General features: G+C 60.1%; 21 protein-coding genes. 10 read left to right on the top strand and 11 right to left on the bottom strand.

The genetic code is table 11. The features are described from left to right. Nucleotides 1–44: 44 nt before the first annotated feature. Both KBP52_RS00275 and KBP52_RS00270 read right to left on the bottom strand, forming a co-directional pair. The gene (locus tag KBP52_RS00275) at nt 45–1328 is read right to left on the bottom strand and encodes an arsenic transporter (RefSeq protein ID WP_212621692.1); all 1284 of its coding nucleotides are present in this window, start codon (nt 1326–1328) and stop codon (nt 45–47) included. A 153-nt stretch (nt 1329–1481) separates the two neighbouring features. After that, on the bottom strand, nt 1482–2039 hold the full coding sequence (locus tag KBP52_RS00270; RefSeq protein WP_077572393.1) for an NAD(P)H-dependent oxidoreductase: 558 nt from the start codon (nt 2037–2039) through the stop codon (nt 1482–1484). 184 nt (nt 2040–2223) lie between these two features. Between KBP52_RS00270 and KBP52_RS00265 the strand changes: the two genes are divergently transcribed. Further along, entirely contained in the window at nt 2224–2454 is a 231-nt protein-coding gene (locus tag KBP52_RS00265) for a hypothetical protein (protein ID WP_007910567.1), read from the top strand. 85 nt (nt 2455–2539) lie between these two features. Further along, complete coding sequence (locus tag KBP52_RS00260; RefSeq protein ID WP_212621691.1) at nt 2540–3433, top strand: LysR family transcriptional regulator; 894 nt, start codon at nt 2540–2542, stop codon at nt 3431–3433. Here the strand turns inward: KBP52_RS00260 and KBP52_RS00255 are convergent. The 5 genes from KBP52_RS00255 to KBP52_RS00235 form a co-directional block, all read right to left on the bottom strand. Beyond that, entirely contained in the window at nt 3399–4013 is a 615-nt protein-coding gene (locus tag KBP52_RS00255; RefSeq protein ID WP_077572390.1) for a GNAT family N-acetyltransferase, read from the bottom strand. The two genes, KBP52_RS00260 and KBP52_RS00255, sit on opposite strands and share 35 nt — an antisense overlap. A gap of 14 nt (nt 4014–4027) precedes the next feature. Next, complete coding sequence (locus KBP52_RS00250) at nt 4028–6283, bottom strand: Orn/Lys/Arg decarboxylase N-terminal domain-containing protein (protein WP_212621690.1); 2256 nt, start codon at nt 6281–6283, stop codon at nt 4028–4030. A gap of 143 nt (nt 6284–6426) precedes the next feature. Continuing rightward, nucleotides 6427–7185 carry a DNA polymerase III subunit epsilon gene (gene dnaQ / locus KBP52_RS00245; protein ID WP_212621689.1) on the bottom strand — a complete coding sequence of 253 codons (759 nt, stop codon included), beginning with the start codon at nt 7183–7185 and terminating at the stop codon, nt 6427–6429. 217 nt (nt 7186–7402) lie between these two features. Next, nucleotides 7403–7873 (bottom strand): ribonuclease HI, encoded by a 471-nt coding sequence (gene rnhA, locus KBP52_RS00240; protein WP_064390484.1) that lies wholly within the window; start codon nt 7871–7873, stop codon nt 7403–7405. Nucleotides 7874–7964: 91 nt separating this feature from the next. After that, nucleotides 7965–8723 (bottom strand): methyltransferase domain-containing protein, encoded by a 759-nt coding sequence (locus KBP52_RS00235; protein WP_212621688.1) that lies wholly within the window; start codon nt 8721–8723, stop codon nt 7965–7967. 66 nt (nt 8724–8789) lie between these two features. Between KBP52_RS00235 and gloB the strand changes: the two genes are divergently transcribed. The 8 genes from gloB to fabI all read left to right on the top strand — a co-directional run bounded on the left by gloB (nt 8790) and on the right by fabI (nt 19959). Next, nucleotides 8790–9557 carry a hydroxyacylglutathione hydrolase gene (gloB, locus tag KBP52_RS00230; RefSeq protein ID WP_212621687.1) on the top strand — a complete coding sequence of 256 codons (768 nt, stop codon included), beginning with the start codon at nt 8790–8792 and terminating at the stop codon, nt 9555–9557. 99 nt (nt 9558–9656) lie between these two features. After that, nucleotides 9657–11120: a transglycosylase SLT domain-containing protein gene (locus KBP52_RS00225; protein ID WP_123594323.1), complete on the top strand. Its 1464-nt coding sequence runs from the start codon at nt 9657–9659 to the stop codon at nt 11118–11120. 643 nt (nt 11121–11763) lie between these two features. Beyond that, complete coding sequence (locus KBP52_RS00220; protein ID WP_212621686.1) at nt 11764–13596, top strand: extracellular solute-binding protein; 1833 nt, start codon at nt 11764–11766, stop codon at nt 13594–13596. Next, nucleotides 13593–15434 (top strand): extracellular solute-binding protein, encoded by a 1842-nt coding sequence (locus tag KBP52_RS00215; RefSeq protein ID WP_212621685.1) that lies wholly within the window; start codon nt 13593–13595, stop codon nt 15432–15434. The genes KBP52_RS00220 and KBP52_RS00215 overlap by 4 nt, the downstream gene beginning before the upstream one ends. A gap of 4 nt (nt 15435–15438) precedes the next feature. After that, a complete protein-coding gene (locus KBP52_RS00210; protein ID WP_007910584.1) occupies nt 15439–16512 on the top strand; it encodes a microcin C ABC transporter permease YejB in 1074 nt (357 codons plus the stop codon). Between the two features lies 1 nt (nt 16513). Next, nucleotides 16514–17533, top strand: coding sequence for an ABC transporter permease (locus KBP52_RS00205; RefSeq protein ID WP_007910587.1), 1020 nt, complete (start codon nt 16514–16516; stop codon nt 17531–17533). A 1-nt stretch (nt 17534) separates the two neighbouring features. Then, on the top strand, nt 17535–19145 hold the full coding sequence (locus KBP52_RS00200; RefSeq protein WP_212621684.1) for an ABC transporter ATP-binding protein: 1611 nt from the start codon (nt 17535–17537) through the stop codon (nt 19143–19145). Nucleotides 19146–19164: 19 nt separating this feature from the next. Continuing rightward, nucleotides 19165–19959 (top strand): enoyl-ACP reductase FabI, encoded by a 795-nt coding sequence (gene fabI / locus KBP52_RS00195; protein WP_007910591.1) that lies wholly within the window; start codon nt 19165–19167, stop codon nt 19957–19959. Nucleotides 19960–20530: 571 nt separating this feature from the next. Here the strand turns inward: fabI and KBP52_RS00190 are convergent. From KBP52_RS00190 to KBP52_RS00175, 4 genes are read right to left on the bottom strand one after another with little or no spacing between them, the layout of a single operon-like run. After that, a complete protein-coding gene (locus tag KBP52_RS00190; protein WP_116029618.1) occupies nt 20531–21496 on the bottom strand; it encodes a sensor domain-containing diguanylate cyclase in 966 nt (321 codons plus the stop codon). 55 nt (nt 21497–21551) lie between these two features. Further along, nucleotides 21552–22130, bottom strand: coding sequence for a hypothetical protein (locus KBP52_RS00185; RefSeq protein WP_212621683.1), 579 nt, complete (start codon nt 22128–22130; stop codon nt 21552–21554). A gap of 1 nt (nt 22131) precedes the next feature. Then, nucleotides 22132–24294, bottom strand: coding sequence for a xanthine dehydrogenase family protein molybdopterin-binding subunit (locus KBP52_RS00180; RefSeq protein WP_212621682.1), 2163 nt, complete (start codon nt 24292–24294; stop codon nt 22132–22134). Between the two features lie 22 nt (nt 24295–24316). After that, entirely contained in the window at nt 24317–24772 is a 456-nt protein-coding gene (locus KBP52_RS00175) for a (2Fe-2S)-binding protein (RefSeq protein WP_003224136.1), read from the bottom strand. Between the last annotated feature and the right edge of the window lie 55 nt (nt 24773–24827).

Raw genomic sequence — 24827 nt, 5'->3', positions numbered from 1 at the left:
TTCCCCTGTAGGAGTGAGCCTGCTCGCGATAGGGTCACCTCGGTCTAAAGCGAAAGCCGCACAGCCAAAGCCGCCAACGTCACCAACAACACCGGCACCGTCAACACAATCCCGACCCGGAAGTAATACCCCCAGCCAATGTGAATGCCCTTGCGCTCCAGCACATGCAGCCACAACAACGTCGCCAGACTGCCAATCGGGGTAATCTTTGGCCCCAGATCGCTGCCAATCACATTGGCATAAATCATCGCTTCCTTGACCACCCCGCTCGCCTGACTGGCATCGATCGACAACAAGCCAATCAACACCGTCGGCAGGTTATTCATGATCGACGACAGCAAAGCCGTCAGCACCCCGGTGCCCATGGCCGCGCCCCAAACACCATGATCGGCGAAGACATCCAGCCAACCGGCCAGATACCCGGTCAGCCCGGCATTGCGCAGGCCATACACCACCAGGTACATGCCCAGCGAGAAAACCACGATCTTCCACGGCGCTTCTTTCATCACCTTGCGCGTGGAAATCTTGTGCCCGCGGGCGGCGATGCCCAGCAACAGCGCGGCGCACACGGCGGAAATCGCACTGATCGGAATGCCCAGCGGCTCCAGCGCAAAGCAACCGATCAGCAGAATCACCAGCACCGCCCAACCGGCATAGAACGTGGCTTTATCGTGGATCGCGGTTTCCGGATGTTCGAGTTGCTCAGGGTTGTACGCCGTCGGAATGTCGCGGCGGAAAAACCACAGCAACATGCCCAGCGTCGCCGCCACGCTGACGAAGTTCACCGGCACCATCACCGCTGCATAGCGGTTGAAGCCGATGTGAAAGAAGTCCGCCGAGACGATGTTGACCAGGTTCGACACCACCAGCGGCAGGCTCGCGGTATCTGCGATAAATCCCGCGCCCATCACGAAGGCCAAGGTTGCCGCCGGGGAAAAGCGCAGCGCCAGTAACATCGAAATCACGATCGGTGTGAGGATCAGTGCCGCACCGTCATTGGCGAACAACGCCGACACCAGCGCGCCGAGCAGCACCATGAAAGCAAACAGCTTGCGTCCACTGCCGCGTCCCCAGCGCGCCACATGTAGCGCCGCCCAGTTGAAAAATCCGGCTTCATCGAGCAACAGACTGATGATGATCAACGCGACGAAAGTGCCGGTGGCGTTCCAGATGATCTGCCACACCAGCGGGATATCGCTGAGATGAACGACGCCGAAGATCAACGCCAAAACGGCGCCAAGCGTGGCACTCCAGCCGACGCCGAGGCCTTTGGGTTGCCAGATGACAAGGGTAATGGTCAGCAGGAAAATCAGTGACGCAGCGAGCATCCGCAACAGCCTTAAATTGAAATGGGGTTATGAAGCCAACACAAAACCTGTAGGAGTGAGCCTGCTCGCGATAGCGGACTGTCAGTTACCAATTGGTCGACTGACACACCGCTATCGCGAGCAGGCTCACTCCTACATTTTTCCGTGTACAGGTTACTTTTTGTGTTGTTCTACGAATTGTCCGTAGGCATTGATAAAACTCTGCAGAAAAGGTTTCACCGTTTCACTCAACTTGCCCGCCTCATCAAACGCCGAACCCGCCCCGCCCAGATACGCTTCAGGCTGCTGCATGCACGGCACATTGAGAAACACGAACGACTGGCGCAGATGCTGATTCGCGCCGAAACCACCAATGGCACCGGGCGATACACTGATCACTGCCCCCGGTTTGCCACTCCAGACAGCCTTGCCATAAGGCCGCGAACCGACGTCGATGGCATTCTTCAGTGGCGCCGGTACCGAACGGTTGTACTCGGGCGTAACAAACAGCACCGCGTCGGATGACGCCACTTTTTGCCTGAAAGTGCTGTAGGCTGCCGGCGGTGAATCACCGTCGATGTCTTCGTTATAAAGTGGCAGATCGCCAATTTCGACAATCTCAAGCTTGAGGTTGGCCGGGGCCAGCTCTGCCAGTGCCAGGGCGACCTTGCGGTTGATCGATGCTTTGCGCAGGCTACCGACCACTACAGCGACGTTGTAGACATTGCTCATGGAAGACTCTCGATGGTCCGTGGGAGGAGCCAGTAGTTATAGATGATTCGGTGACGATTCCACCAGCACACGTTGGCAAATTCCCGGGTGCTGATTATTTTTTTCCTGTAGGAAAACTTACAGGCCTTGATGGCGGTCTACCAAGCCGCAAATCAAGCGTTTTATCTCCAGAGGTTCTAAGCAGATGGCAGCAGTACTCGTCGGTCAGTTCCATGCAAGAGATGCGGAAGGCCGCGTTTATTCCGTGCATGAGTTCCAGGAATCCAACCCGTCGGCAGACGGTTCCACTGGCTCGGAGCCGATTTACAAACTGGCGATTGGCGATCGCGTCAACAAGGTCAGCGAGAACGAATTTCTCCTGGTCCAGTCAGGTATCACCCTGACTCGCGAACCCGAGCCAACCGTAGCTTCATAACTGGCCGTTATGAGCAGAAGTCATATGCGCAGACTTGGGGTAGGATTCAGCCACTGACCCCACCTGCTGAACATGGACTTCACGCATGCGTTTACGTCATATCGAAGTGATTCAGGCGCTCTTGCAGACCGGTCACCTGGGCACCGCCGCCGAATGGCTGCAGTTGCCGGTGGCCGAGGTCGAAGAGCGTTTGCGCGATGCCGAGAGTCAGTTGGGGTTCATGCTGTTCGCCAGCGTGCGCGGACGCCTGCAATCGACGCCCGAAGCACGGGCGTTGCAGGTCGAAATCGCGCATGTCTATGAAGCGCTAGAGCCAGTGCAACGCCTGGCCAGCAGCCTCAAGCAATACCTCGCCCCGCCCTTGCGCATCATCGGCACCCCGCCGCTGGCGCAACAATTACTGCCACAAAGCCTCGCCGCCCTGCGCCGACGTCTGCCGGATGCGCCGTGCAGCCTGCTCAGCGCACCGACCCGCGAGATCGTCCGCAGCCTGTTGCTGCGCGAAAGTGATCTCGGTCTAAGCCTGCACGACCCCGAACATCCCGATATTGATTGCCAGCCACTGGCCCAGGGCAAGCTGCAATTGCTCGCGCCCCACGGCTGGCTGCAACCCAAACAGAAATACATTTCCCTGCAGGATCTCGCAGGTCAGGCCATGGTCGGCCTCGAAGGCCAGGACCCACTGAGCCCGGCGCTGGAAAACAAGCTCCAGGCCCTGCGCCCGGCACCGAGCATCCAGACCCGGGTGCAAACCCATCAGATGATGCGCAGCATGGTCGAGGCCGGCGAAGGCCTGGCCATCGTCGACCCGTTCACTGCACTGGGCGCGCGCGCCGCCGGGCTGGATGTTTGCCCGCTGTCACCGGCCGTGCCGATCAGCCTCTACGCTCTGACTTTCAAGCACGCTGCACCGGCATCGGCGATTCAGACGCTACTGGCGATCGTCACGGAACAAGCCGAGGCGATGCTGGCGAGCTGAGCGGGTTTTCCAGCGGGTTATCGAACAATCGATACCAGAACAACGCCACTTCGGCGGTGTTCGGATCAATGCCGCGATAGCGCAACTGGTCCACGCCACCAATCACGTAGCCGCAGCGCTCATACAACCGACAGGCGCCGAGGTTGTTGTTCTGGGTTTCGAGCATGATCCCCGGCAGCTTTTTCTTGCGGCTCCAGAACTGCGCGACATCGAGCAACGCCTTGGCCACACCATGCCGACGCGCCGGCGCATGCACCGCCAGCTCATCAATGTGCGCGAAGCCATTCCAGTTGGTGCTGATCACCAGATGGCCGACCGGCTCATCGTCGAGATAGGCCATGAAAATCGCGCTGTCCGGCGCGTTGTGAAAGGCGCTGAACTCCTCCGGATCGATGCCGTAGCACTTGCGATAAGGCACGATCGGCGTCACCCGCCACTGCTCAACGGGCTGGCCAATCACGGCGGCACCATAGGCGGCGACTTCGAAGCTGAAGTCGCTGCCCCAGATATACGGCGCAAAGCCTTCATCGGCGACACGCACCGACAGCCCTGGGTATTTCGGATTCATGACCGGTTGCATACTGGGAAAAGTCCTCATTCCTTGACGCAATCGACGGTGTATTGCCGTCCATTGCCTTCGTCTTCGTGCTGCAATCCATGCACATCCGCGACAAAACCGGGGAAGCTGCTATCGAACGTGCGAGCAAATTTCAGGTAATCGATGATCGAGCGGGTCGATTCGGCAAAGCGTTCGCCGGGCATGATCAGAGGAATGCCCGGCGGGTACGGCACCAACATCACCGCTGCAATGCGCCCTTCCAGCTCATCGATCGGCACCGCCTCGACTTCGCCGCGCACCAGATGATCGTAGGCGTGGGCCGGTTTCATGGCAATTTCCGGTAGCACGGTGTACATGCGCTTGAGGTGTTTGGCCGTGGCATTGCTGCGGTAGCAGGCGTGCAATTGATCGCACAAATCACGCAGGCCCATGCCGCGATAACGCGCGGTGTCTTGCTGGGCCACGCACGGCAGGCAGGTGTCGAGGCGCACGTTGGCATCGTAACTGCGCTTGAACTCCAGCAGTTCGGTGAGCAGCGTGCTCCACTTGCCTTTGGTGATGCCCATGGAGAACAGCACCAGGAACGAATACAGTCCGGTCTTCTCCACCACCAGGCCGCGCTCCCAGAGGAATTTGCTGACCACCGCCGCCGGGATGCCCTTCTCGCTGAGCGCGCCACCGGCATTGAGCCCCGGCATTACCAGCGTGACCTTGATCGGATCGAGCAAGACGTAATCGTCACTGACTTCACCAAAACCATGCCAGTCGGCATTCGGTTGCAGTAGCCAGTCCTCCGTCTGTACACGGTCAATGCCTTCGACACCCGGCGGCTGCCAAATCGAAAACCACCAGTCATCGGCGGCAATGTGCTGACGCAGATTGGCCAGCGCGCGACGAAAGCTCAGGGCTTCGTCGAAGGTTTCCTGCAACAGCGACCGCCCGGCCGGGCCTTCCATCATCGCCGAGGCCACGTCTAGCGAGGCGATGATGCTGTATTGCGGCGAGGTCGAGATGTGCATCATGAACGCTTCGTTGAAACGGTCACGATCGAGTTGCCGCGCGCCGCCGTCCTGCACATGAATCATCGACGCCTGACTGAACGCCGCGAGCAGCTTGTGCGTGGAATGCGTGGTGAACACCAGCGGACTGTCGTCACTGCGCGAAGTGGCCATGCCGTAGCGCCCGGCGAAAAATTCGTGAAACGCCGCATAGGCGTACCAGGCCTCATCGAAATGCAGCACTTCGACACTGTTGCCGAGGCTTTGCTTGATCAGCTCGGCGTTGTAGCAGAGGCCGTCGTAGGTCGAATTGGTGACCACAGCGAGTTTGACTTTCGGCGCACGGCCCTTGGTCAACGGACTGGCGTCGATCTTCGCTTGAATCGATTCGCGGCTGAATTCGCTCAGCGGAATCGGCCCGATGATCCCCAGCTCGTTACGCTCCGGGCACAGGTACAACGGGATCGCGCCGGTCATGATGATCGCGTGCAACACCGACTTGTGGCAGTTGCGATCGACCAGCACCAGATCGTCGCGCGCGACCATCGAATGCCAGACAATCTTGTTGGCGGTCGAGGTGCCATTGATCACGAAAAAGGTGTGATCGGCGCCGAAATTGCGCGCTGCACGCGCTTCCGCTTCAGCGAGCGGACCGGTGTGATCGAGCAGCGAGCCAAGCTCCGGCACGGACACCGACAAGTCCGAACGCAAGGTGTTTTCGCCAAAGAACTGGTGAAACGCCTGCCCCACCGGACTCTTGTGATAGGCCACGCCGCCGCCATGACCGGGGGTGTGCCAGGAATAATTGGAATCGGCGGTGTGCTGCACCAGTGCCTTGAAAAACGGCGGCAGCAAGCCATCCAGATACTTGCGCGCCACCCGCGCCACTTGCCGGGCGAGGAACGGCACGGTGTCTTCGAACAGATAGAGAATGCCGCGCAGTTGATTGAGCTCGGCCATGGCATCGGCCGGGGCATTTTCCAGGGTGACTTGCTCGCCGAGGGCGAAGATCGGCAGATCCGGCGCACGCACCCGCGCCAGCCCGATCAGTTCGGCCATGTTCTGCAACAGATGCGAGTTCGTACTGGCGTCCTCGGCGGCAATCAGCATGCACGCGAGGCCATGGTGGGTCGACGCGACCAACCGCCCTTCGGTGTAGTCGATGGCCGAAACGATATTGAACCCTTCCTGCTCCAACTCCCGGGCGATGCCACGGATACGATCACCGGCGACCGTGTCGGCCTTGATATCGCGATGGACGATCAACACCGGAAACTTCAAATCTTTGTACATGGGGCTCAGTGTCCTGAGGCGGCGGCGCAATGTCTGCCAATGCACTCAGGGTAGAGGGTTGCAGCGAAAGTGGCGAGGGTGGCCAGTTGGCTTCATGCCGCCAAAAGCAAAGATCGCAGCCTGGGCTGCGATCTTTTGGTCTCTCAAGCCTGTGCGTCGGCTTCGGCGATCTGTGTCCACAGCGCCGGGCCACCGGCAGACTTGGCAATAATTTCCAGCCGCACCAGATGCGCCGCCAGCTCCTCCTCCGTCGCACGAATGATCCGCGCTGGCTGACGATCCGCCAGCAAACGACGAATCTCGGTCGCCGAGTTGTCCGCACCATCGCCCGTGCCATTACCGTCAGACGCGTTGCCCGCCAGCGACAGACTGGTCTGGCCGCCGGTCATGGTCAGGTAGACGTCGGCAAGAATCTCCGAGTCGAGCAAGGCGCCGTGCAGTTCACGGCCGGAGTTGTCGACGCCATAACGTTTGCACAACGCATCGAGGCTGTTGCGCTGCCCCGGGTGACGTTCCCGGGCCATCATCAGGGTGTCGAGGATCGAGCAGTGCTGGGTGATGTCAGCGCGATCCTGCTGGCCCATCAAGGCGAATTCGTTGTTGATGAAGCCAACGTCGAACGCCGCGTTGTGGATGATCAGCTGTGCGCCCTTGATGAATTCGAAGAACTCATCGGCCACTTCGGCAAAGCGCGGCTTGCCGACCAGGAACTCGTTGGTGATGCCGTGAACGCCGATGGCGCCTTCATCACTCTCGCGATCCGGTTGCAGGTAAACGTGAAAATGCCGGCCCGTGAGGCGTCGGCCGATCAGTTCAACACAACCGATTTCAATGATCCGGTGACCATCGGTCACCGGCATGCCGGTGGTTTCGGTATCGAGTACAACGGATCTGGTGGCCATCAGTGTTCAGCTCTCAACGGGTCGATCTTGCAAAAAACGCGGATGTTAGCACGCTCGGCGAGGTGTTTCAGGTGGACCGTGGCGTCCCATTCGCGAGCAGGCTCGCTCCCACATTGGAATGCATTCCAATTCAGGAAGGTACATCAGGTCTGGAATGCATTTCCCTGTGGGAGCGAGCCTGCTCGCGAATGGCCGCACCTCGGTGCATCAGAGAGAATCAGGTCTGCTTGTAACCGCGAACCTCATCCACCCCACGGTTAGCCAACTGGTCCGCCCGCTCGTTACCGTGATGGCCAATGTGCCCACGCACCCATTTCCAGGTGACCTTGTGGCGGTTGACCTGTTCATCCAGCTCTTTCCACAGATCAGCGTTTTTCACCGGCTCTTTGGCCGCGGTTTTCCAGCCACGCTTCTTCCAGTTGGCCATCCACTCATTGATGCCCTTCATCACGTATTGCGAGTCGGTCACCAGCAGCACTTCACACGGCCGCTTCAAGGCTTCGAGGCCACGAATCGCGCCGAGCAGTTCCATGCGGTTATTGGTGGTGTTGGCTTCGCCGCCCCACAGTTCCTTTTCAACGCCCTTGCACACCAGCAAGGCGCCCCAGCCGCCCGGGCCGGGGTTGCCCTTGCAGGCGCCGTCAGTGAACAGTTCTACGGTGTCGACGCTTTCAACGCTTTCGCTCATGCCACTCTATCCAGAAAAAATGCCTGCCTCGCCAATCACGGATCGACGATGGCCACGGCCGGAACAAGTCCGGCCGCAAATAAAAGAAGGTTTACGGTTCAATGCGACGGCGGTTGACCTTGGCCATCGGCAGCGGAATGAGCTTGCCCATCGGCTCGCGCCGTTCCTGACGCAAGGGTCGCAGCCCGACCACAATCTTGCGCGCAACCAGTAAATAGAAGCCGCCGCCCGACAGTTGCCAGTCACCGGCCTTGCGTTCCCAGCCGGCCAGGCGGGCCTGCCACTTGGGCGACGCGAGCGGCGGACGATAGCACCCGAAGCGACGTTTCTCCAGCGCGAAGCCGAGCAGATTGAGCCAGTCGCCAACCCGTGACGGCGAGATGCAGCGCGCCTGGCGCAAGGCGTCATGGGCGAATACATGGCGCAGGCCCCAGGTGCTCCAGGGGTTGATGCCGATGATCAGCAAATGCCCGCCGGGGCGCACACTGCTCGCCGCTTCACGCAGCAAACCATGGGGCGACAGGCAGAAATCCAGACCGTGCTGCATCACTACCACATCGGCGGCATGCTCGCTCAGCGGCCAGGCCTGCTCTTCGCAGACAATCTCGACGCCCGGCAACGGCGCGCCAAGACGCACATTGCGCTGCACTTGCGGCGCCGCCGGCGGGGTTTCGGCCGAAGGCCCGTAATGCACCAGATAACCGCCAAAGAATCGGCCCAACTCGTCTTCGAGCATGCGCCGCTCTTCATAAAGCAGAAATTGCCCGAGCGGGCCGGACAGCCATTCACGGGCTGCACCGATCAGGGCCAGCCAGTCAGGATCAGCCTGTGCGAACGCTTTATCACTCATCGCATTCTCCAAAGCGCCAGGAACTACTAAGATGCGCCAATGTTTTCCGCTTGGCGAATTCCGACGATGATACAGATCAGTGCCCTGCCCGCGTTCACCGACAACTACATCTGGTTGTTACAGGATCACCGTACCCAGCGCTGTGCGGTGGTCGATCCGGGCGATGCCGCGCCAGTGCAGGCATGGCTCGAAGCGCATCCAGGCTGGGTGTTGAGCGATATCCTGATCACCCACCACCATCATGATCACGTCGGCGGCGTCGAACGCCTGAAAGCCGCGAGCGGCGCGACCGTTTACGGCCCGGCCAGCGAAAACATCCCGGGGCGCGACGTGGCGCTCAAGGACAACGACACAGTCAGCGTGCTCGGCTGGGACTTCGACGTCTATGCGGTGCCCGGTCACACCCTGGGACACATTGCCTATTACCACCACGGCCTGCTGTTCTGCGGCGACACGCTGTTCGCTGCCGGTTGCGGCCGTTTGTTCGAAGGCACGCCGGAGCAAATGCACCACTCGCTCAGCCGCCTCGCCGCATTACCGGAAGATACGCTGGTCTACTGCACCCATGAATACACCCTGAGCAATCTGAAGTTTGCCGCTGCCGTCGAGCCGAGCAACCCGGACATTGCCGCCCGTCTGGAAAAAGTCACCCAACAACGGCAAAACGGCGTGATGACCCTGCCCTCGACCCTCGCCCTGGAAAAGCTCACAAACCCGTTTTTGCGCACCGCTGAAACATTGGTTACACAAAAAGTGGACGAACGGGCAGGCGCTCAAAACCGGGCGCCGAGTGAGGTATTTGCGGCTCTGCGGGCCTGGAAAGATAAGTTCTAAGTGCCCCGCCACTTGGTACAAAAATTCTGAATGGTTGACCGCAGGGGGTGCGCTTTCTAGAATCGCCCGACATTTTTGCCCGGAACTTACTTCCAGCCAATGTCGTCATCCATACGTAAGTCCGTCAATTCAGACGCATTGACCCGCCTGGCGCAAGCCATCGCGGTGGCTGTGTCCGCCACGCTGGCGGGCTGTTCCAGCCATGCTCCGCAGACTGAAGCGACCCATACGCCGAACATTGCTGCGCGAGCCAAGCAGAAGCCGATCTGGCTGACCGAAAAGCCCAGCCCACAGGTTCCCCAGGATATCTGGGAACGCATGCGCCAGGGCTTTCAGCTGCAGGAAGGCCTCGGCGTAAACCCGCGCATCGAGCAACAGCGCCTGTGGTTCGCCAGCAATCCCTCTTTCCTCGAGAACGCCGGCGAACGCGGCAGTCTCTATATTCACTACATCGTCGAACGCCTAGAAGAACGCAACATGCCGCTGGAACTGGCCCTGCTGCCAGTGATTGAAAGCGCCTACAACCCGATGGCCTACTCGCGGGCCGATGCAGTCGGTTTGTGGCAGTTCATTCCGTCCACCGGGCGTTACTTCAACCTGCGTCAGACCCGCTTCTATGATGGCCGCCGCGATATCACCGCCTCGACCACGGCAGCGATGGACTACCTGACCCGCCTGCACGACATGTTCAACGGCGACTGGTTGCTGGCCCTGGCGGCGTATAACGCCGGTGAAGGCACGGTCAGCCGCGCGATCGAACGCAACGAAAAGCTTGGCCTGCCAACCGACTACTGGAACCTGCCGCTGCCGGCGGAAACCCAGGCGTACGTGCCGAAGTTGCTGGCGCTGTCGCAAGTGGTGCTGGCGCCGGAAGCTTACGGGGTCAACCTCAACCCGATCGCCAACGAACCGTACTTCCAGGTCGTCGAAATCAACCAGCGCATGGACCTGTCGAAGGTTGCTGCGGTGGCCAACATCGACGAAGACGAACTGTTCCAGCTCAACCCGGCGTTCAAGCAACGCACCACCATCGATGGCCCTCAGCATTTGCTGGTGCCAACATCGAAGGCGCAACTGCTCACCGCCAGTTTGCAGACCATGCGACCTGACGAGCTGATCAGCCCGCGTTCGCTCAAGCCAGTATTCGAAGGCGCCGATCCGTCGGAAGTGGCGCAGCTCAAGCGTGCTTACCGCGTGAAGCGTGGCGATAACCTCGGTTCCATTGCCAAGGCCAACAAGGTCGAAGTCAAGGACCTGCAACGCTGGAACAAGCTGACCGGCAAGAACCTCAAGGTTGGTCAGACCCTGGTGATGCAAGACACCACCAAGCGTGCGCCGGCGCGCAAATCCGGCCGGGTCAACACGGTGATTGCGTCCAACAGCAAGACCAAGAGCAAGGACGACAGCGCGCAGCAGACCCAGTACAAGGTCAAGCGCGGCGACACGCTGTACGTGGTGGCCAAGCGCTTCAACGTTGAGATGCAGCATCTCAAGCGCTGGAATCCGGGTGCGGGCAAGGCTTTGAAGCCGGGGCAGATGCTCACGGTTTATCAGCCGCACTGATGAAGAGCCCCTGAGTTTTCAGGGGCTTTTTTTTGATCACGTTTTTGTGGTGTGCTTTAGATCCATCCCCCTCACCCCAGCCCTCTCCCCCACGGGGGGCGAGGGGGAAAGGGAGCCGATCTCCGTGCTGTTCAACATCCGAGTTCGGCTCGGTATTGCACGTCGGCGTAGCTCTCGCAAACACCACAGTCAGTCCCCTCTCCTTCCGGGAGAGGGTTAGGGTGAGGGGCTTCTCAAAACGTGAGTTCGGCTCGGTATCGCACGTCGGTGCAGCTCTCGCAAACACCACGGCCAGTCCCCTCTCCCTCCGGGAGAGGGCTAGGGTGAGGGGCTCTTCAAAACGTGAGTTCGGCTCGGTATTTTCAGGTCGGCGCAGCTCTCGCAAACACCACGGTCAGTCCCCTCTCCCTCCGGGAGAGGGTTAGGGTGAGGGGCTTCTCAAAACGTGAGTTCGGCTCGGTATCGCACGTCGGTGCAGCTCTCGCAAACACCACGGCCAGTCCCCTCTCCCCCTGGGAGAGGGTTAGGGTGAGGGGCTCTTCGCGCAAACGATTAACCGCGCATTAACCCGCATCTTTTTCCTGTCCAGACAAGCTGTTACTGTACGGCCCACAAAGCCCAAGCCGCCTGGATCGGATCTGACTTGAAGCGTCCCCTCCTCCTGCTCCTGATCAGCCTGGCCTTGAGCTCAACCGCAAGCGCGACGATTACCGAAAGTCACGGTTATGCGCAGTTCGGCACGCTCAAGTACCCGGCCAGATTTACCCACTTCGACTGGGTCAACCCGCAAGCGCCCAAGGGCGGTACGTTGCGGGTGATGGCGTTCGGCACCTTCGATACGGTCAACCCGTACACCTTCAAGGGCACGAGTCCCGTCACCACAGCGAATTTCCTCCAGTACGGCATCAACGAGCTGAACGAGCCGCTGATGGTCGGCACCGGCCAGTATTCGCCATCCGGCGACGAGCCGGCGTCGAGTTACGGCTTGATCGCGCAATCGGTGGAGTACAGCGAAGATCGCAGCTGGGTGGTGTTCAATCTGCGCCCGGAAGCGCGTTTTCAAGATGGCACACCGATCACCGCTTATGACGTAGCGTTCTCCTATAGAACGCTGCTCAAGGACGGTCATCCGCTGTACCGCACTGCCCTACAAGAAGTACTGCGGGTCGACATTCTCAACAAACAGCGCATCCGCTTCGTGCTCAAGCGCTCGGGCAATCCACTGCTGATCCTGCGCCTCGGCGAATTGCCGGTGCTGCCGCAGCATTACTGGAAAGACCGCGACTTCAAAGCCACCACTTTCGAACCGCCACTGGGCAGCGGCCCCTATCGCATCACTTCGGTGACGCCGGGTCGGCAGTTGATCTTCGAACGGGTCAAGGATTACTGGGGCAAGGACCTGGCGGTCAATCGCGGCAAGTACAATTTCGATCGCATGGAAGTCGAGTTCTACCGCGACAGCGATGTCGCCTTCGAAGCGTTCAAGGCTGGCGAGTTCGACATCTACATCGAGCATCAGGCGAAGAACTGGGCCAATGGCTACAACTTCCCCGCGATACGCCGTGGCGACGTGATCAAGGCGCAGATCCCGCATCAGATCCCGACCCAGAGTCAGGGTCTGTTCATGAACACCCGCCGCGCGACGTTCTCGGACGTAAAGACCCGCGAAGCGCTGGGCCTGATGTTCGACTTCGAGTGGACCAACCGCGCGCTGTTCAGCGACGCCTACAAACGCACCAGCAGTTACTACCCCAACAGTGAATTCACAACCTCCGGCCTGCCGGTCGGGGGGGAATGGCTGATGCTCAAGCCGTATAAGGAACAACTGCCGGCCAAGCTGTTCACCGAGCCGTTCACCCTGCCAAAAACCGACGGTCGCGGCATTCCCCGGGAAACCATGCGCAAGGCATTGGCGTTGCTCGCCGAGGCCGGCTGGAAACTCAACGGTCAGCGCCTGCAAAACGCTGACGGCCAACCGCTGCGCTTCGAGCTGTTGCTGGTCAATCCGAACCTCGAGCGCCTGTACCAGCCCTACATCGAGAACCTCAACAGCATCGGCATCGACGCGCGCCTGCGCACGGTCGATCGCGCCCAATACAAACAGCGCCTCGATCAATTTGATTTCGACATGATCTCGATGACGCTCAACCAGACCTTAAGCCCGGGCCTTGAGCAGTGGCAGTACTTCCACTCCAGTCAGGTGAACGTCAAGGGCAGCAAGAATTACGCGGGCATCGCCAATCCGGTGGTCGATCACCTGCTCGAACAATTGCTCGCCGCGCGCACCCGCGACGAACAGGTCGCCGCCGGCAAGGCGCTCGACCGCGTGCTGCTCTGGCAGCACTACAGCATTCCCAACTGGTACCTCAATTATCACCGTCTGGCCTACCGCAACCGGTTGGCCTTCGTCACCACGCCGCCCTACACCCTGGGCCTGAGCGCGTGGTGGCTGAAGTCTTCGGAGAAAGATCAATGAAACCGATCCGCGCCCTGCTCGTCCAGGCCAGCGGCTTGCTGTTCGCCGGGCTGGCTTTTGCCGCCCCGCAACACGCCGTGACCCTGTACAACGAGCCGCCGAAATACCCGGCCGATTTCAAGCAGTTCGATTACGTGAATCCCGATGCGCCCAAGGGCGGCGTGTTCCGTCAGGCCGGTTTCGGCGGCTTCGACAGCCTCAACCCGTTTATCAGCAAAGGCGTGCCGGCCGATGACATCGGGCAGATCTACGACACCCTGACCAAACACAGCCTCGACGAGCCGTTCACCGAATACGGCCTGATCGCCGGCAAAATCGAAAAAGCCCCGGACAACAGCTGGGTGCGTTTCTACCTGCGCCCCGAAGCACGTTTCCATGACGGCCACCCGGTGCGCGCCGACGACGTGGTGTTCAGCTTCAATACGCTGACCAAGGAAGGCTCGCCGCTGTTTCGCGGTTACTACAGCGACGTATCCGAAGTGATCGCCGAAGATCCGCTGAAAGTGCTGTTCAAGTTCAAGCACAGCAACAACCGCGAGTTGCCGCTGATCCTCGGCCAGTTGCCGGTGCTGCCAAAACACTGGTGGGCTGATCGCGACTTCAGCAAAGGCAATCTGGAAATCCCGCTCGGTAGCGGCCCGTACAAGGTCGCCGAAGTAAAGGCCGGGCGTTCGGTGCGCTACGAGCGGGTCAAGGATTACTGGGGCAAGGACCTGCCGGTCAATCGTGGCTTCTACAATTTCGACACCATGACCACCGATTACTACCGCGACAACACCGTCGCCCTCGAAGCACTGAAGGCCGGGCAGTTCGATTACTGGCTGGAAATGACCGCGAAGAACTGGGCCAACGCTTACAACATTCCGGCGGTCACCGAAGGTCGCTTGATCAAGGAACAGATCGCCAACAGCAACCCGACCGGCATGCAGGGTTTCGTCTTCAACTTGCGCCGCCCGCTGTTCCAGGACGCGCGCGTGCGTCAGGCGCTGGGTCTGCTGTTCGATTTCGAGTGGACCAACAAGCAGCTGTTCAACGGTGCCTACTTCCGCACTCGCAGCTATTTCGAAAACTCGGAAATGGCCGCCACTGGCCTCCCCGATGCCGATCAACGGGCGATCCTCGAGCCGTTCCGCAGCAAACTGCCGGCGCAGGTGTTCAGTGAAGCCTTCGAAAACCCGAAGACCGACGCCAGCGGCATGATCCGCGCCCAGCAGCGCGAGGCCTATCAACTGCTGCAGGAAGCCGGCTGGAAGATCGTCGACGACAAAATGGTCGACGCCACCGGCAAACCGGTAGTGATCGAGTTCCTGCTCGCACAGACCGAATTCGAACGCGTACTGCTGCCGTTCAAGCGCAACCTCAGCGACCTCGGTATTGATCTGGTAATCCGCCGCGTCGACGTTTCGCAGTACATCAACCGCGTGCGTTCGCGTGATTTCGACTTGATGGTCGGCAGCTTCCCGCAGTCCAACTCGCCGGGCAACGAACAGCGCGAATACTGGATGAGCGCCGCCGCCGACAAACCGAGCAGCCGCAACACCATGGGCTTGAAGGATCCGATCGTCGATCAACTGGTCGAGAACCTGATCAACGCCGACTCGCGCAAAAGCCTGGTGGCCCACGCCCGTGCGCTGGACCGCGTGCTGCAATGGGGTTACTACGTGATCCCCAACTGGCACATCAAGACCTGGCGCGTGGCGTACTGGAATCACATCGGTCACCCGAAAGTCTCGCCCAAGTACGACATCGGGATTAACACCTGGTGGGTCAAGCCGAACGCAAAACCGGCGATAGAAGTCGAAACCAAACTGCAAGCCGACCCTGCGGGCACGGAGTAATCAGATGCTGGCGTATATTTTTCGGCGACTGCTGCTGATCATCCCGACGCTGTTCGGCATTCTGCTGATCAACTTCGTGATCATCCAGGCCGCGCCCGGTGGCCCGGTGGAACAGATGATCGCCAAGCTCGAAGGCTTCGAGGGCGCTACCAGCCGGATTGCCGGCGGCGGTGCCGAGGTGTCGGTGGCCGGTTCGTCCTATCGCGGCGCGCAAGGGCTGGACCCGGCGCTGATCAAGGAAATCGAGCACATGTACGGGTTCGACAAATCGGCCCCGGAACGCCTGTGGATCATGGTCAAGAACTATGCGCAGCTGGATTTCGGCGACAGTTTTTTCCGCGACGCCAAGGTCATCGACCTGATCAAGGAAAAGATGCCAGTGTCGATCTCGCTGGGGCTGTGGAGCACGCTGATCATGTACCTGGTGTCGATCCCGCTGGGGATCGCCAAGGCTACGCGACACGGCAGCCACTTCGACGTGTGGACCAGTTCGGCGATCATCGTCGGCTATGCGATCCCGGCGTTCCTCTTTGCGATCCTGCTGATCGTGGTGTTTGCCGGCGGCAGTTATCTCGACTGGTTTCCGTTACGCGGGCTGACCTCGAACAACTTCGATGAACTGAGTTTTGGCGGCAAGATCCTCGATTACTTCTGGCACCTGGCATTGCCAGTGACGGCGCTGGTGATCGGCAACTTTGCGACCATGACCCTGTTGACCAAAAACAGCTTTCTCGACGAGATCAACAAACAGTACGTGGTCACCGCCAAGGCCAAAGGCCTGACCCGCCATCGCGTGCTCTACGGCCACGTGTTCCGCAACGCCATGCTGCTGGTGATTGCCGGGTTCCCGTCGGCGTTCATCGGCATCTTCTTCACCGGCTCGTTGCTGGTGGAAGTGATCTTCTCCCTCGACGGCCTCGGTCTGATGAGTTTCGAAGCGGCGATCAACCGCGACTACCCGGTGGTGTTCGGCACCCTGTTCATCTTCACCCTGCTGGGGCTGGTGGTGAAACTGATCGGCGACCTCACCTACACCCTGGTCGATCCGCGCATCGACTTCGAAAGCCGGGAGCATTGAGATGAACCTGTCCCCTCTCAACCGCCGCCGCTTCGAACTGTTCAAAGCCAACAAGCGTGGCTGGTGGTCGCTGTGGCTGTTTCTGATCCTGTTCGGCCTGAGCCTCGGCGCCGAGCTGATCGCCAACGACAAGCCGTTGGTGGTGCATTACGACAACAACTGGTACTTCCCGGCGATCAAGCGCTACCCGGAAACCGCCTTCGGCGGCGAATTCCCGCTGGAGGCCAACTACAAGAGTCCGTACATCCGCGAACTGCTCAAGGCCAAGGATGCGTGGGTGTTGTGGGCGCCGATTCCCTACAGCTACCAAAGCATCAATTACGACCTGAAAGTCCCGGCGCCAGCGCCACCCTCAGCGGACAATCTGCTCGGTACCGACGATCAGGGTCGCGATGTGCTGGCGCGGGTGATTTACGGTTTCCGCATCTCGGTGCTGTTTGCGCTGACGCTGACCGTATTGAGCTCGATCATCGGCGTGATTGCCGGTGCTTTGCAGGGCTTTTATGGCGGCTGGGTCGATCTGGCCGGGCAGCGTTTTCTGGAGATCTGGTCGGGGCTGCCGGTGCTGTATCTGCTGATCATTCTCGCCAGTTTCGTCCAGCCGAATTTCTGGTGGCTGCTGGGGATCATGCTGCTGTTCTCGTGGATGAGCCTGGTCGACGTGGTGCGCGCCGAGTTCCTCCGTGGCCGCAACCTCGAATACGTGCGCGCGGCGCGGGCGCTGGGTATGCAGAATGGCGCGATCATGTTCCGCCACATTCTGCCCAACGCAATGGTCTCGACCATGACGTTTATGCCGTTCATCCTCACCGGCGCCATCGGCACCCTCACCGCGCTGGACTTCCTCGGTTTCGGCTTGCCGGCCGGCAGTCCGTCGCTGGGTGAGCTGGTCGCCCAGGGTAAATCCAACCTGCAAGCGCCGTGGCTGGGCATGAGCGCGTTTGCCGTGCTGGCGCTGATGTTGAGTTTGCTGGTGTTTATCGGCGAGTCCGCTCGCGATGCCTTCGACCCGAGGAAGTGAAATGAATCAGGACAATCTGATCGAAGTGCGCGACCTCGCCGTCGAATTCGGTTTCGGTGAGCGCATACACCGCGTCGTCGAGGGCGTGAGTTTTGACATCAAGCGTGGCGAAACCCTCGCGCTGGTGGGCGAATCCGGCTCGGGCAAATCGGTGACCGCGCACTCGATCCTGCGCCTGCTGCCCTACCCGATGGCCCGACATCCGGCCGGCAGCATCAAATATGCCGGGCAAAACCTGCTGGGGCTCAGTGAGAAAACCATCCGGCACATTCGCGGCAACCGCATCGCGATGATCTTTCAGGAGCCGATGACCTCGCTGAACCCGCTGCACTCGATCGAGAAGCAGATCAACGAAGTGCTCGGCATCCACAAGGGCCTGACCGGCAAAGTTGCGACCAAGCGCACGCTGGAGCTGCTGGAGATGGTCGGCATCCCCGAGCCGCACAAGCGCCTCAAAGCCCTGCCCCACGAACTCTCTGGCGGTCAGCGCCAACGGGTGATGATCGCCATGGCCTTGGCCAACGAGCCGGAATTGTTGATTGCCGATGAGCCGACCACCGCTTTGGACGTGACCGTTCAGCTGAAAATCCTCGATTTGCTCAAGGAATTACAGACCAGATTGGGCATGTCGCTGTTACTGATCAGTCACGATTTGAACCTGGTGCGAAGAATTGCGCATCGCGTATGTGTCATGCAGCGCGGTTGCATCGTCGAACAGGCATCGTGCGCAGAGCTGTTCCGTTCGCCGCAGCATCCGTACACTCGGGAATTGCTCGGCGCGGAGCCCAGCGGAGGCCCGGCGAGCAATAAAATCGGCGCGCCGCTGCTTGAAGTCGAGGACCTGAAAGTCTGGTTCCCGATCAAGAAAGGCCTGCTCAAGCGCACGGTGGATCACGTCAAGGCAGTGGACGGCATCAATTTCAGCCTGCCTCAGGGTCAGACTCTGGGGATTGTCGGGGAAAGCGGTTCCGGTAAATCCACCCTGGGTCTGGCGATTTTGCGGCTGATCGGCAGCAAAGGCGCGATCCGTTTTCAAGGCAAGCAGCTAGACTGCCTGACGCAGAACGAGGTTCGCCCGTTGCGTCGGCAGATGCAGGTGGTGTTTCAGGACCCGTTTGGCAGCCTGAGCCCGCGCATGTGTGTCAGCGACATCGTTGGCGAAGGCCTGCGGATTCACAAGATGGGCACCGCCGAGGAACAAGAAGCGGCGATTATTGCGGCATTGAAGGAGGTAGGTCTGGATCCGGAAACCCGGCACCGCTACCCCCACGAATTTTCCGGTGGGCAACGGCAACGAATCGCCATTGCCCGGGCTTTGGTGCTGAAACCGGCGCTGATCCTGCTGGACGAGCCGACTTCGGCGCTCGACCGGACGGTGCAGCGGCAAGTGGTGGAGCTGTTGCGTTCACTGCAAGCCAAGTACAACCTGACGTATTTGTTTATCAGCCATGATTTGGCTGTCGTCAAAGCGCTGAGCCACCAGTTGATGGTGGTCAAGCATGGCCAAGTGGTCGAACAGGGAGACGCGCAAAGTATTTTTGCCGCCCCCCAACATCCGTATACACAGCAGTTGCTGGAAGCCGCTTTTTTGGCACCAGCCACTGCGCAATAACCTGAAAGAGGAGCAACACATGGGTTTTCTCGCCGGTAAGCGCGTACTGATCGTCGGTGTCGCCAGCAAGCTGTCCATCGCATCCGGCATCGCTGCCGCCATGCATCGCGAGGGCGCTGAGCTTGCCTTCACTTATCAGAACGACAAACTGAAAGGTCGTGTTGAAGAATTCGCCCAAGGCTGGGGTTCGAGTCCTGAGCTGTGCTTCCCGTGCGACGTGGCCAGCGATGAAGAAATCGCCAAGGTCTTCGAAGCACTGAGCAAGAAGTGGGACGGTCTGGACTGCATCGTTCACTCCGTTGGTTTCGCCCCGGGCGACCAACTGGACGGCGACTTCACCGAAGCCACCACCCGTGACGGTTTCCGCATCGCTCACGACATCAGCGCCTACAGCTTCGTGGCCCTGGCCAAAGCTGGCCGCGAAATGATGAAAGGCCGCAACGGCAGCCTGCTGACCCTGTCGTACCTGGGCGCCGAGCGCACCATGCCTAACTACAACGTAATGGGCATGGCCAAGGCTTCGCTGGAAGCTGGCGTACGTTACCTGGCCGGTTCCCTGGGCCCGGACGGCACCCGCGTCAACTGCGTATCGGCTGGCCCGATCCGTACCCTGGCAGCCTCGGGCATCAAGAACTTCCGCAAAATGCTGGCCGCCAACGAAGCGCAAACCCCGCTGCGTCGCAACGTCACGATCGACGAAGTCGGCAACGCCGGCGCCTTCCTGTGCTCCGACCTGGCGTCGGGCATCAGCGGCGAAATCATGTACGTCGACGGCGGCTTCAACACCACCGCCATGGGCAACATCGAAGAGTGATCTTCGCTTAGCCAATAAAAAACCCGCCGATCTGGCGGGTTTTTTTATGCCTGCAACACTGTCCCCTGTGGGAGCGAGCCTGCTCGCGAAGGCGTCCATTCAGTCACCTGTTCATTGCCTGACCCAGCGCCTTCGCGAGCAAGCTCGCTCCCACAGGGATTTGTGGTGAACCGGGATTTTGTGAACACAGAAGGATCTGTGGGAGTGAGCCTGCTCACGAAGAGACCGGCACCTTCAGCAGAGATGTTGCCTGACCGAACGCCTTCGCGAGCAGGCTCGCTCCCACATGGATTTGTGGTGAACCGGGATGTTGTGAACACCGAAGGACCAGTGGGAGTGAGCCTGCTCGCGAAGAGGCCGGCATATCAACAGAGATGTTGCCTGACCGAACGCCTTCGCGAGCAGGCTCGCTCCCACATGGATTTGTGGTGAACCGGGATTTTGAGATCACCCGACACCTCTGTAGGAGTGAGCCTGCTCGCGATAGCGGTAGGTCAGCCGATGAAGATGTTGAATGGCCGGACGCTATCGCGAGCAGGCTCGCTCCTACAGGGGATCTGCGGTGCATTCACTAACAACCCTTCAACGCCTGCTTATGCGCATACATCGCGCCATCGGCATCCGCCAGCAAGCGATCCACGGTTTCATGGCGTTTCGAATCATATTCAATCTGGCCCACGCTGAAGCGAATCGCATACCCGCGATGCAGTGTGGCGTTGCGCTCTTCAAGGATTTCCTTGAGCCGCGCCATGATCGCCGTGGTTTCGACATGGCTGGAGCCGGTCAGCAACGCGACAAACTCATCCCCACCCAAACGCCCGACCACATCGCTCTCGCGAAAGGCAATGCGCAGCACATCAGCAAAGGTCTTCAGCGCACTGTCACCCTCGGCATGCCCATACAGATCGTTGATCTGCTTGAAGTCATTGAGGTCGAAAAACAGCAAGGTCGCCGGGCGCTCCAGCCGTGCACAGGCGTCCAGCGCATGCTGGGCCAGTTGCTTGAAGCCGCGTCGGTTGGACAGCAGCGTCAGCTCGTCCATGCTCGCCATCTGCACGGCGGTCAGCTCTTGCTCGGCCATCTCGGCCAGATCACGCAACAACGCGCGCTCTTCGTCGTCGAGGTCACGGGGTTTGGTGTCGATCAGGCACAGCGTGCCCATTTTATTGCCGTTGGGCACGGTCAAGGGGTAACCGGCGTAGAAGCGGATATTTGGTGCGCCGGTGACCAGCGGGTTGTCATGGAAACGCACATCCTCACGGGCGTCGGGCACCAACAGCAGATCGTTCTGCAAAATCGCGTGTCCGCAGAATGAAACATCCCTCGGCGTTTCAGTGGCATCCAGGCCCACACAGGACTTGAACCACTGCCGATTGGTGTCGACCAGCGTCACCAGTGCAATCGGCACATTGAACAGGCGTTTCGCCAATCGTGTCAGTCGGTCGAAACGCTCTTCAGGGGCGGAATCGAGCAGTTCGAGACCGTGCAGCGCTTGAACTCGCGCCGTTTCATTCGCAGGTTTTCCTGGAACCAGCATTAGCACACTCCATTGGCAACAATGCTTTTAAGCGTAGCGCTAATTTGGCAATGGCTCACATTTGCGCCACCGGACAAGGCCCGCCCGCATCGGCCCACAGCTTGAATTGCGCGACAAAAATATCGTGCGGCACCGGCACCGGCGCGCGCCCTGCCCCGGGATTCCAGCCCCACAGCACCAATTTATCTTCGCTGACGTGTTTGATCAGCGCAGCGAAGTCGCGATCACCATTGCTCGAGCGATCCTTGATCATCGCGCAGAGCTTGTCCGGCGGCAGGCCGATCCAGGCCATTTTGTGCGCCGCCGGCGGCAGGCTCCAGTGCGGCGCGCCCGGCGGCGCATGCGGGCCGTAACTGGCCGGCGGATTGTTTTCCGCGTGACAGGTTGCACAGGGCAAACCGGCAGCGCCCTTGCCATCCATGCCGCGCACTACATTCATCGCATGGGGAATGCCGGCGTCAAACTGCAATGGCGAGTCACCGGGAATGTGACAGTTCTGACAGCGCGGGCTCTGAAAGACTTTCTGCACCGTGGTGAAGGCTTTCAGCGCTTCCTGATCATCGGCAAACAGGTCAGAGGCATAACCGCCCAGCCCCAGCAAAATCACCGTGCCCAACACTAGATGTCGTTTCATCTCACACCCCCGACAGTTGCAGCGGCAACTCGCGCAGGCGCTGCCCGGTCAGGGCAAACACCGCGTTGGCCACGGCTGGCGCGGTCGGCGGCACACCGGCCTCGCCGATGCCGCCGGGTTTGTCGCTGCTGGGCACGATGTGCACTTCCACCACCGGCATCTCGTTGAGCCGCAGCACCTGATAATCGTGATAGTTGGACTGCACGACCGCGCCATCCTTGAGTGTCAGTTTGCTGTGCAGCGCCATGCCCAGACCGAAAGTGATACACGATTCCATCTGCGCCGCGATGCTCTGCGGATTCACGGCAATCCCGCAGTCCACCGCACAAACCACGCGGTGCACGCGAATCGTCAGATTGTCTTGCGACACCTCGGCAACCTGCGCCACATAACTGCCGAACGACTCGTGCACCGCCACCCCCAGCGCATGACCGTCCGGCAACGGGGCTTTCCAGTTGGCTTTTTCCACCGCCAGATTGAGCACGCCCAAATGCCGAGGATGGTCCTTGAGCAAGGTTCGTCGGTACTCGACCGGATCCTTGCCCGCCGCCGTGGCCATTTCATCGATCAGCGATTCCATGACGAAACCGGTGTGGCTATGGCCCACCGAGCGCAGCCACAGCACATTGATGCCGGTTTGCGGCGAATGCAGATCGACCTGATGATTGGCCAGGCCTTTGACGTAAGGGCTGTCGGAAACGCCTTCGACCGAGGTCGGGTCGATGCCGTTTTTGACCATCGTCGCCTCCATCAGCGTGCCGGTCATGATCGACTGCCCGACCAACACATGTTGCCAACTCGACGGCAAACCATCGGCGCCCAAGCCGATCTTCGCCTGATGCAGGAACATCGAACGGTAATAACCGCCGCGAATATCGTCTTCACGTGACCACACGGTTTTCACCGGCATGGCGGCGGCTTTCGCCACTTGCACGGCTTCGGCGACAAAGTCTGACGTTGGGTTGGCCCGGCGCCCGAAACCGCCACCGAGGAACTCGGTGTGAATCTCGACCTGCTCCGGTTTCAGCCCGGTGATCTTGCCGGCGACCATTTGATCAAGCGTCTGAAATTGCGTGCCGGTCCAGATCTCGCATTTCTCGGCGCTGATCTTCACCGTGCAATTGAGCGGCTCCATCGGCGCGTGAGCCAGATAAGGCACGCTGTATTCGACGTCGATCTTCTTCGCCGCTTTACCAAAACTGTCCTTGGCATCCCCGGCCTGACTCGCCGACGTGCCTTGCGTTGCAGCAAGTTTGCGGAAGCTCGTCAGCAGTTTTTCGCTGCTCAGGTCCGCATTCGGCCCCAGGTCCCAATCGATCTTCAGCGCATCGCGACCCAGTTTCGCCGCCCAGTAATGATCAGCAATCACCGCAACACCGGTCGGCACTTGCAGCACTTTGTGCACGCCCGGCACCGCCAGCGCTTCAGCGCCTTCAAAGGATTTAACGCTGGCACCGAATACCGGAGCGCGCGCGACCATCGCCGTCATCAAACCTTCAAACTGCACATCCATGCCGAACTTGGCGCGACCAGTGATTTTCTCCGGCGTGTCGAGGCGCTTGGTCGGTTTGCCGATGACCTTCCAGTCCTTGGCCTCCTTGAAAGTGATCGACTTCGGATCCGGCACCGGCAGTTGCCCGGCGGCGTCCGCTAACTCACCATAAGTCGCACGTTTGTCGCCGGCGATCACCACGCCCGACTCGGTGCGAATCGCCGATGGCGCCACCTCAAAGCGTTTCGCCGCCGCCTCGACCAGCATCTGCCGTGCGGTCGCGCCTGCCAGCCGATAACGGTCGAACTCCATCCACGTCGACGTCGAGCCGCCGGTAATCTGCATGCCGCCAAACCCCGGCATGCCGTAATCCGCCGCCGACGCTGGCGAATGCTCGACGCGGATCTTCGACCAATCGGCGTCCAGCTCTTCGGCAATCAACATCGTCAGGCCGGTCCAGATGCCCTGGCCCATCTCTGAATGCCCGAGCAGCACGGTGACGCTGTTGTCCGCCGCAATACGCAAGAAGGCATTCGGCGCAAAGACCTTGCCTTCATTCTCGGCCGCATAGGCAAATTTGTGGCCGCCGGGAACGACAAACGCCACCACCAGCCCGCCGCCCAACACGGCACTGCCTTTGAGAAACCCCCGACGCGATACAGGACTGTTCATCGCCTATCTCCCACAAAAGCCATCAGCCGATTTCCGACGCACGTTTTACAGCCGCGCGGATTCTGGGATAGGTGCCGCAGCGGCAGATGTTGCCGGAGAGCGCCTGATCGATATCGCTGTCGGTAGGTTTGGGGATTTTCGCCAGCAAGGCTGCGGCAGACATGATCTGCCCCGACTGGCAGTAACCGCACTGCACCACGTCGAGTTCGGCCCAGGCTTGTTGCACCGGGTGTGAACCGTCGGTGGACAGACCTTCGATGGTGAGGATTTTCTGGCCGTGGGCCACCGCTGTTGCGGGGGTGATGCAGGCGCGCAATGGCGCGCCGTCAACGTGCACGGTGCAGGCTCCGCACTGGGCCATGCCGCAGCCGAATTTGGTACCGGTCAGGTGCGCGACATCGCGCAGGACCCAGAGCAACGGCATGTCCGCGGGGACATCGAGCTCCTGATCCTTGCCATTGATATTCAAGGTCAGCATCGGGGAAATTCCTCAGACTCACGGTGTTCTGAAGGGGCGTCGCTGTGGCCATCAA

It is taken from the genome of Pseudomonas sp. SCA2728.1_7 (assembly GCF_018138145.1).
Taxonomy (GTDB): Bacteria; Pseudomonadota; Gammaproteobacteria; order Pseudomonadales; family Pseudomonadaceae; genus Aquipseudomonas; species Aquipseudomonas koreensis_A.
This window is presented reverse-complemented; position numbering and strand designations above follow the sequence as displayed.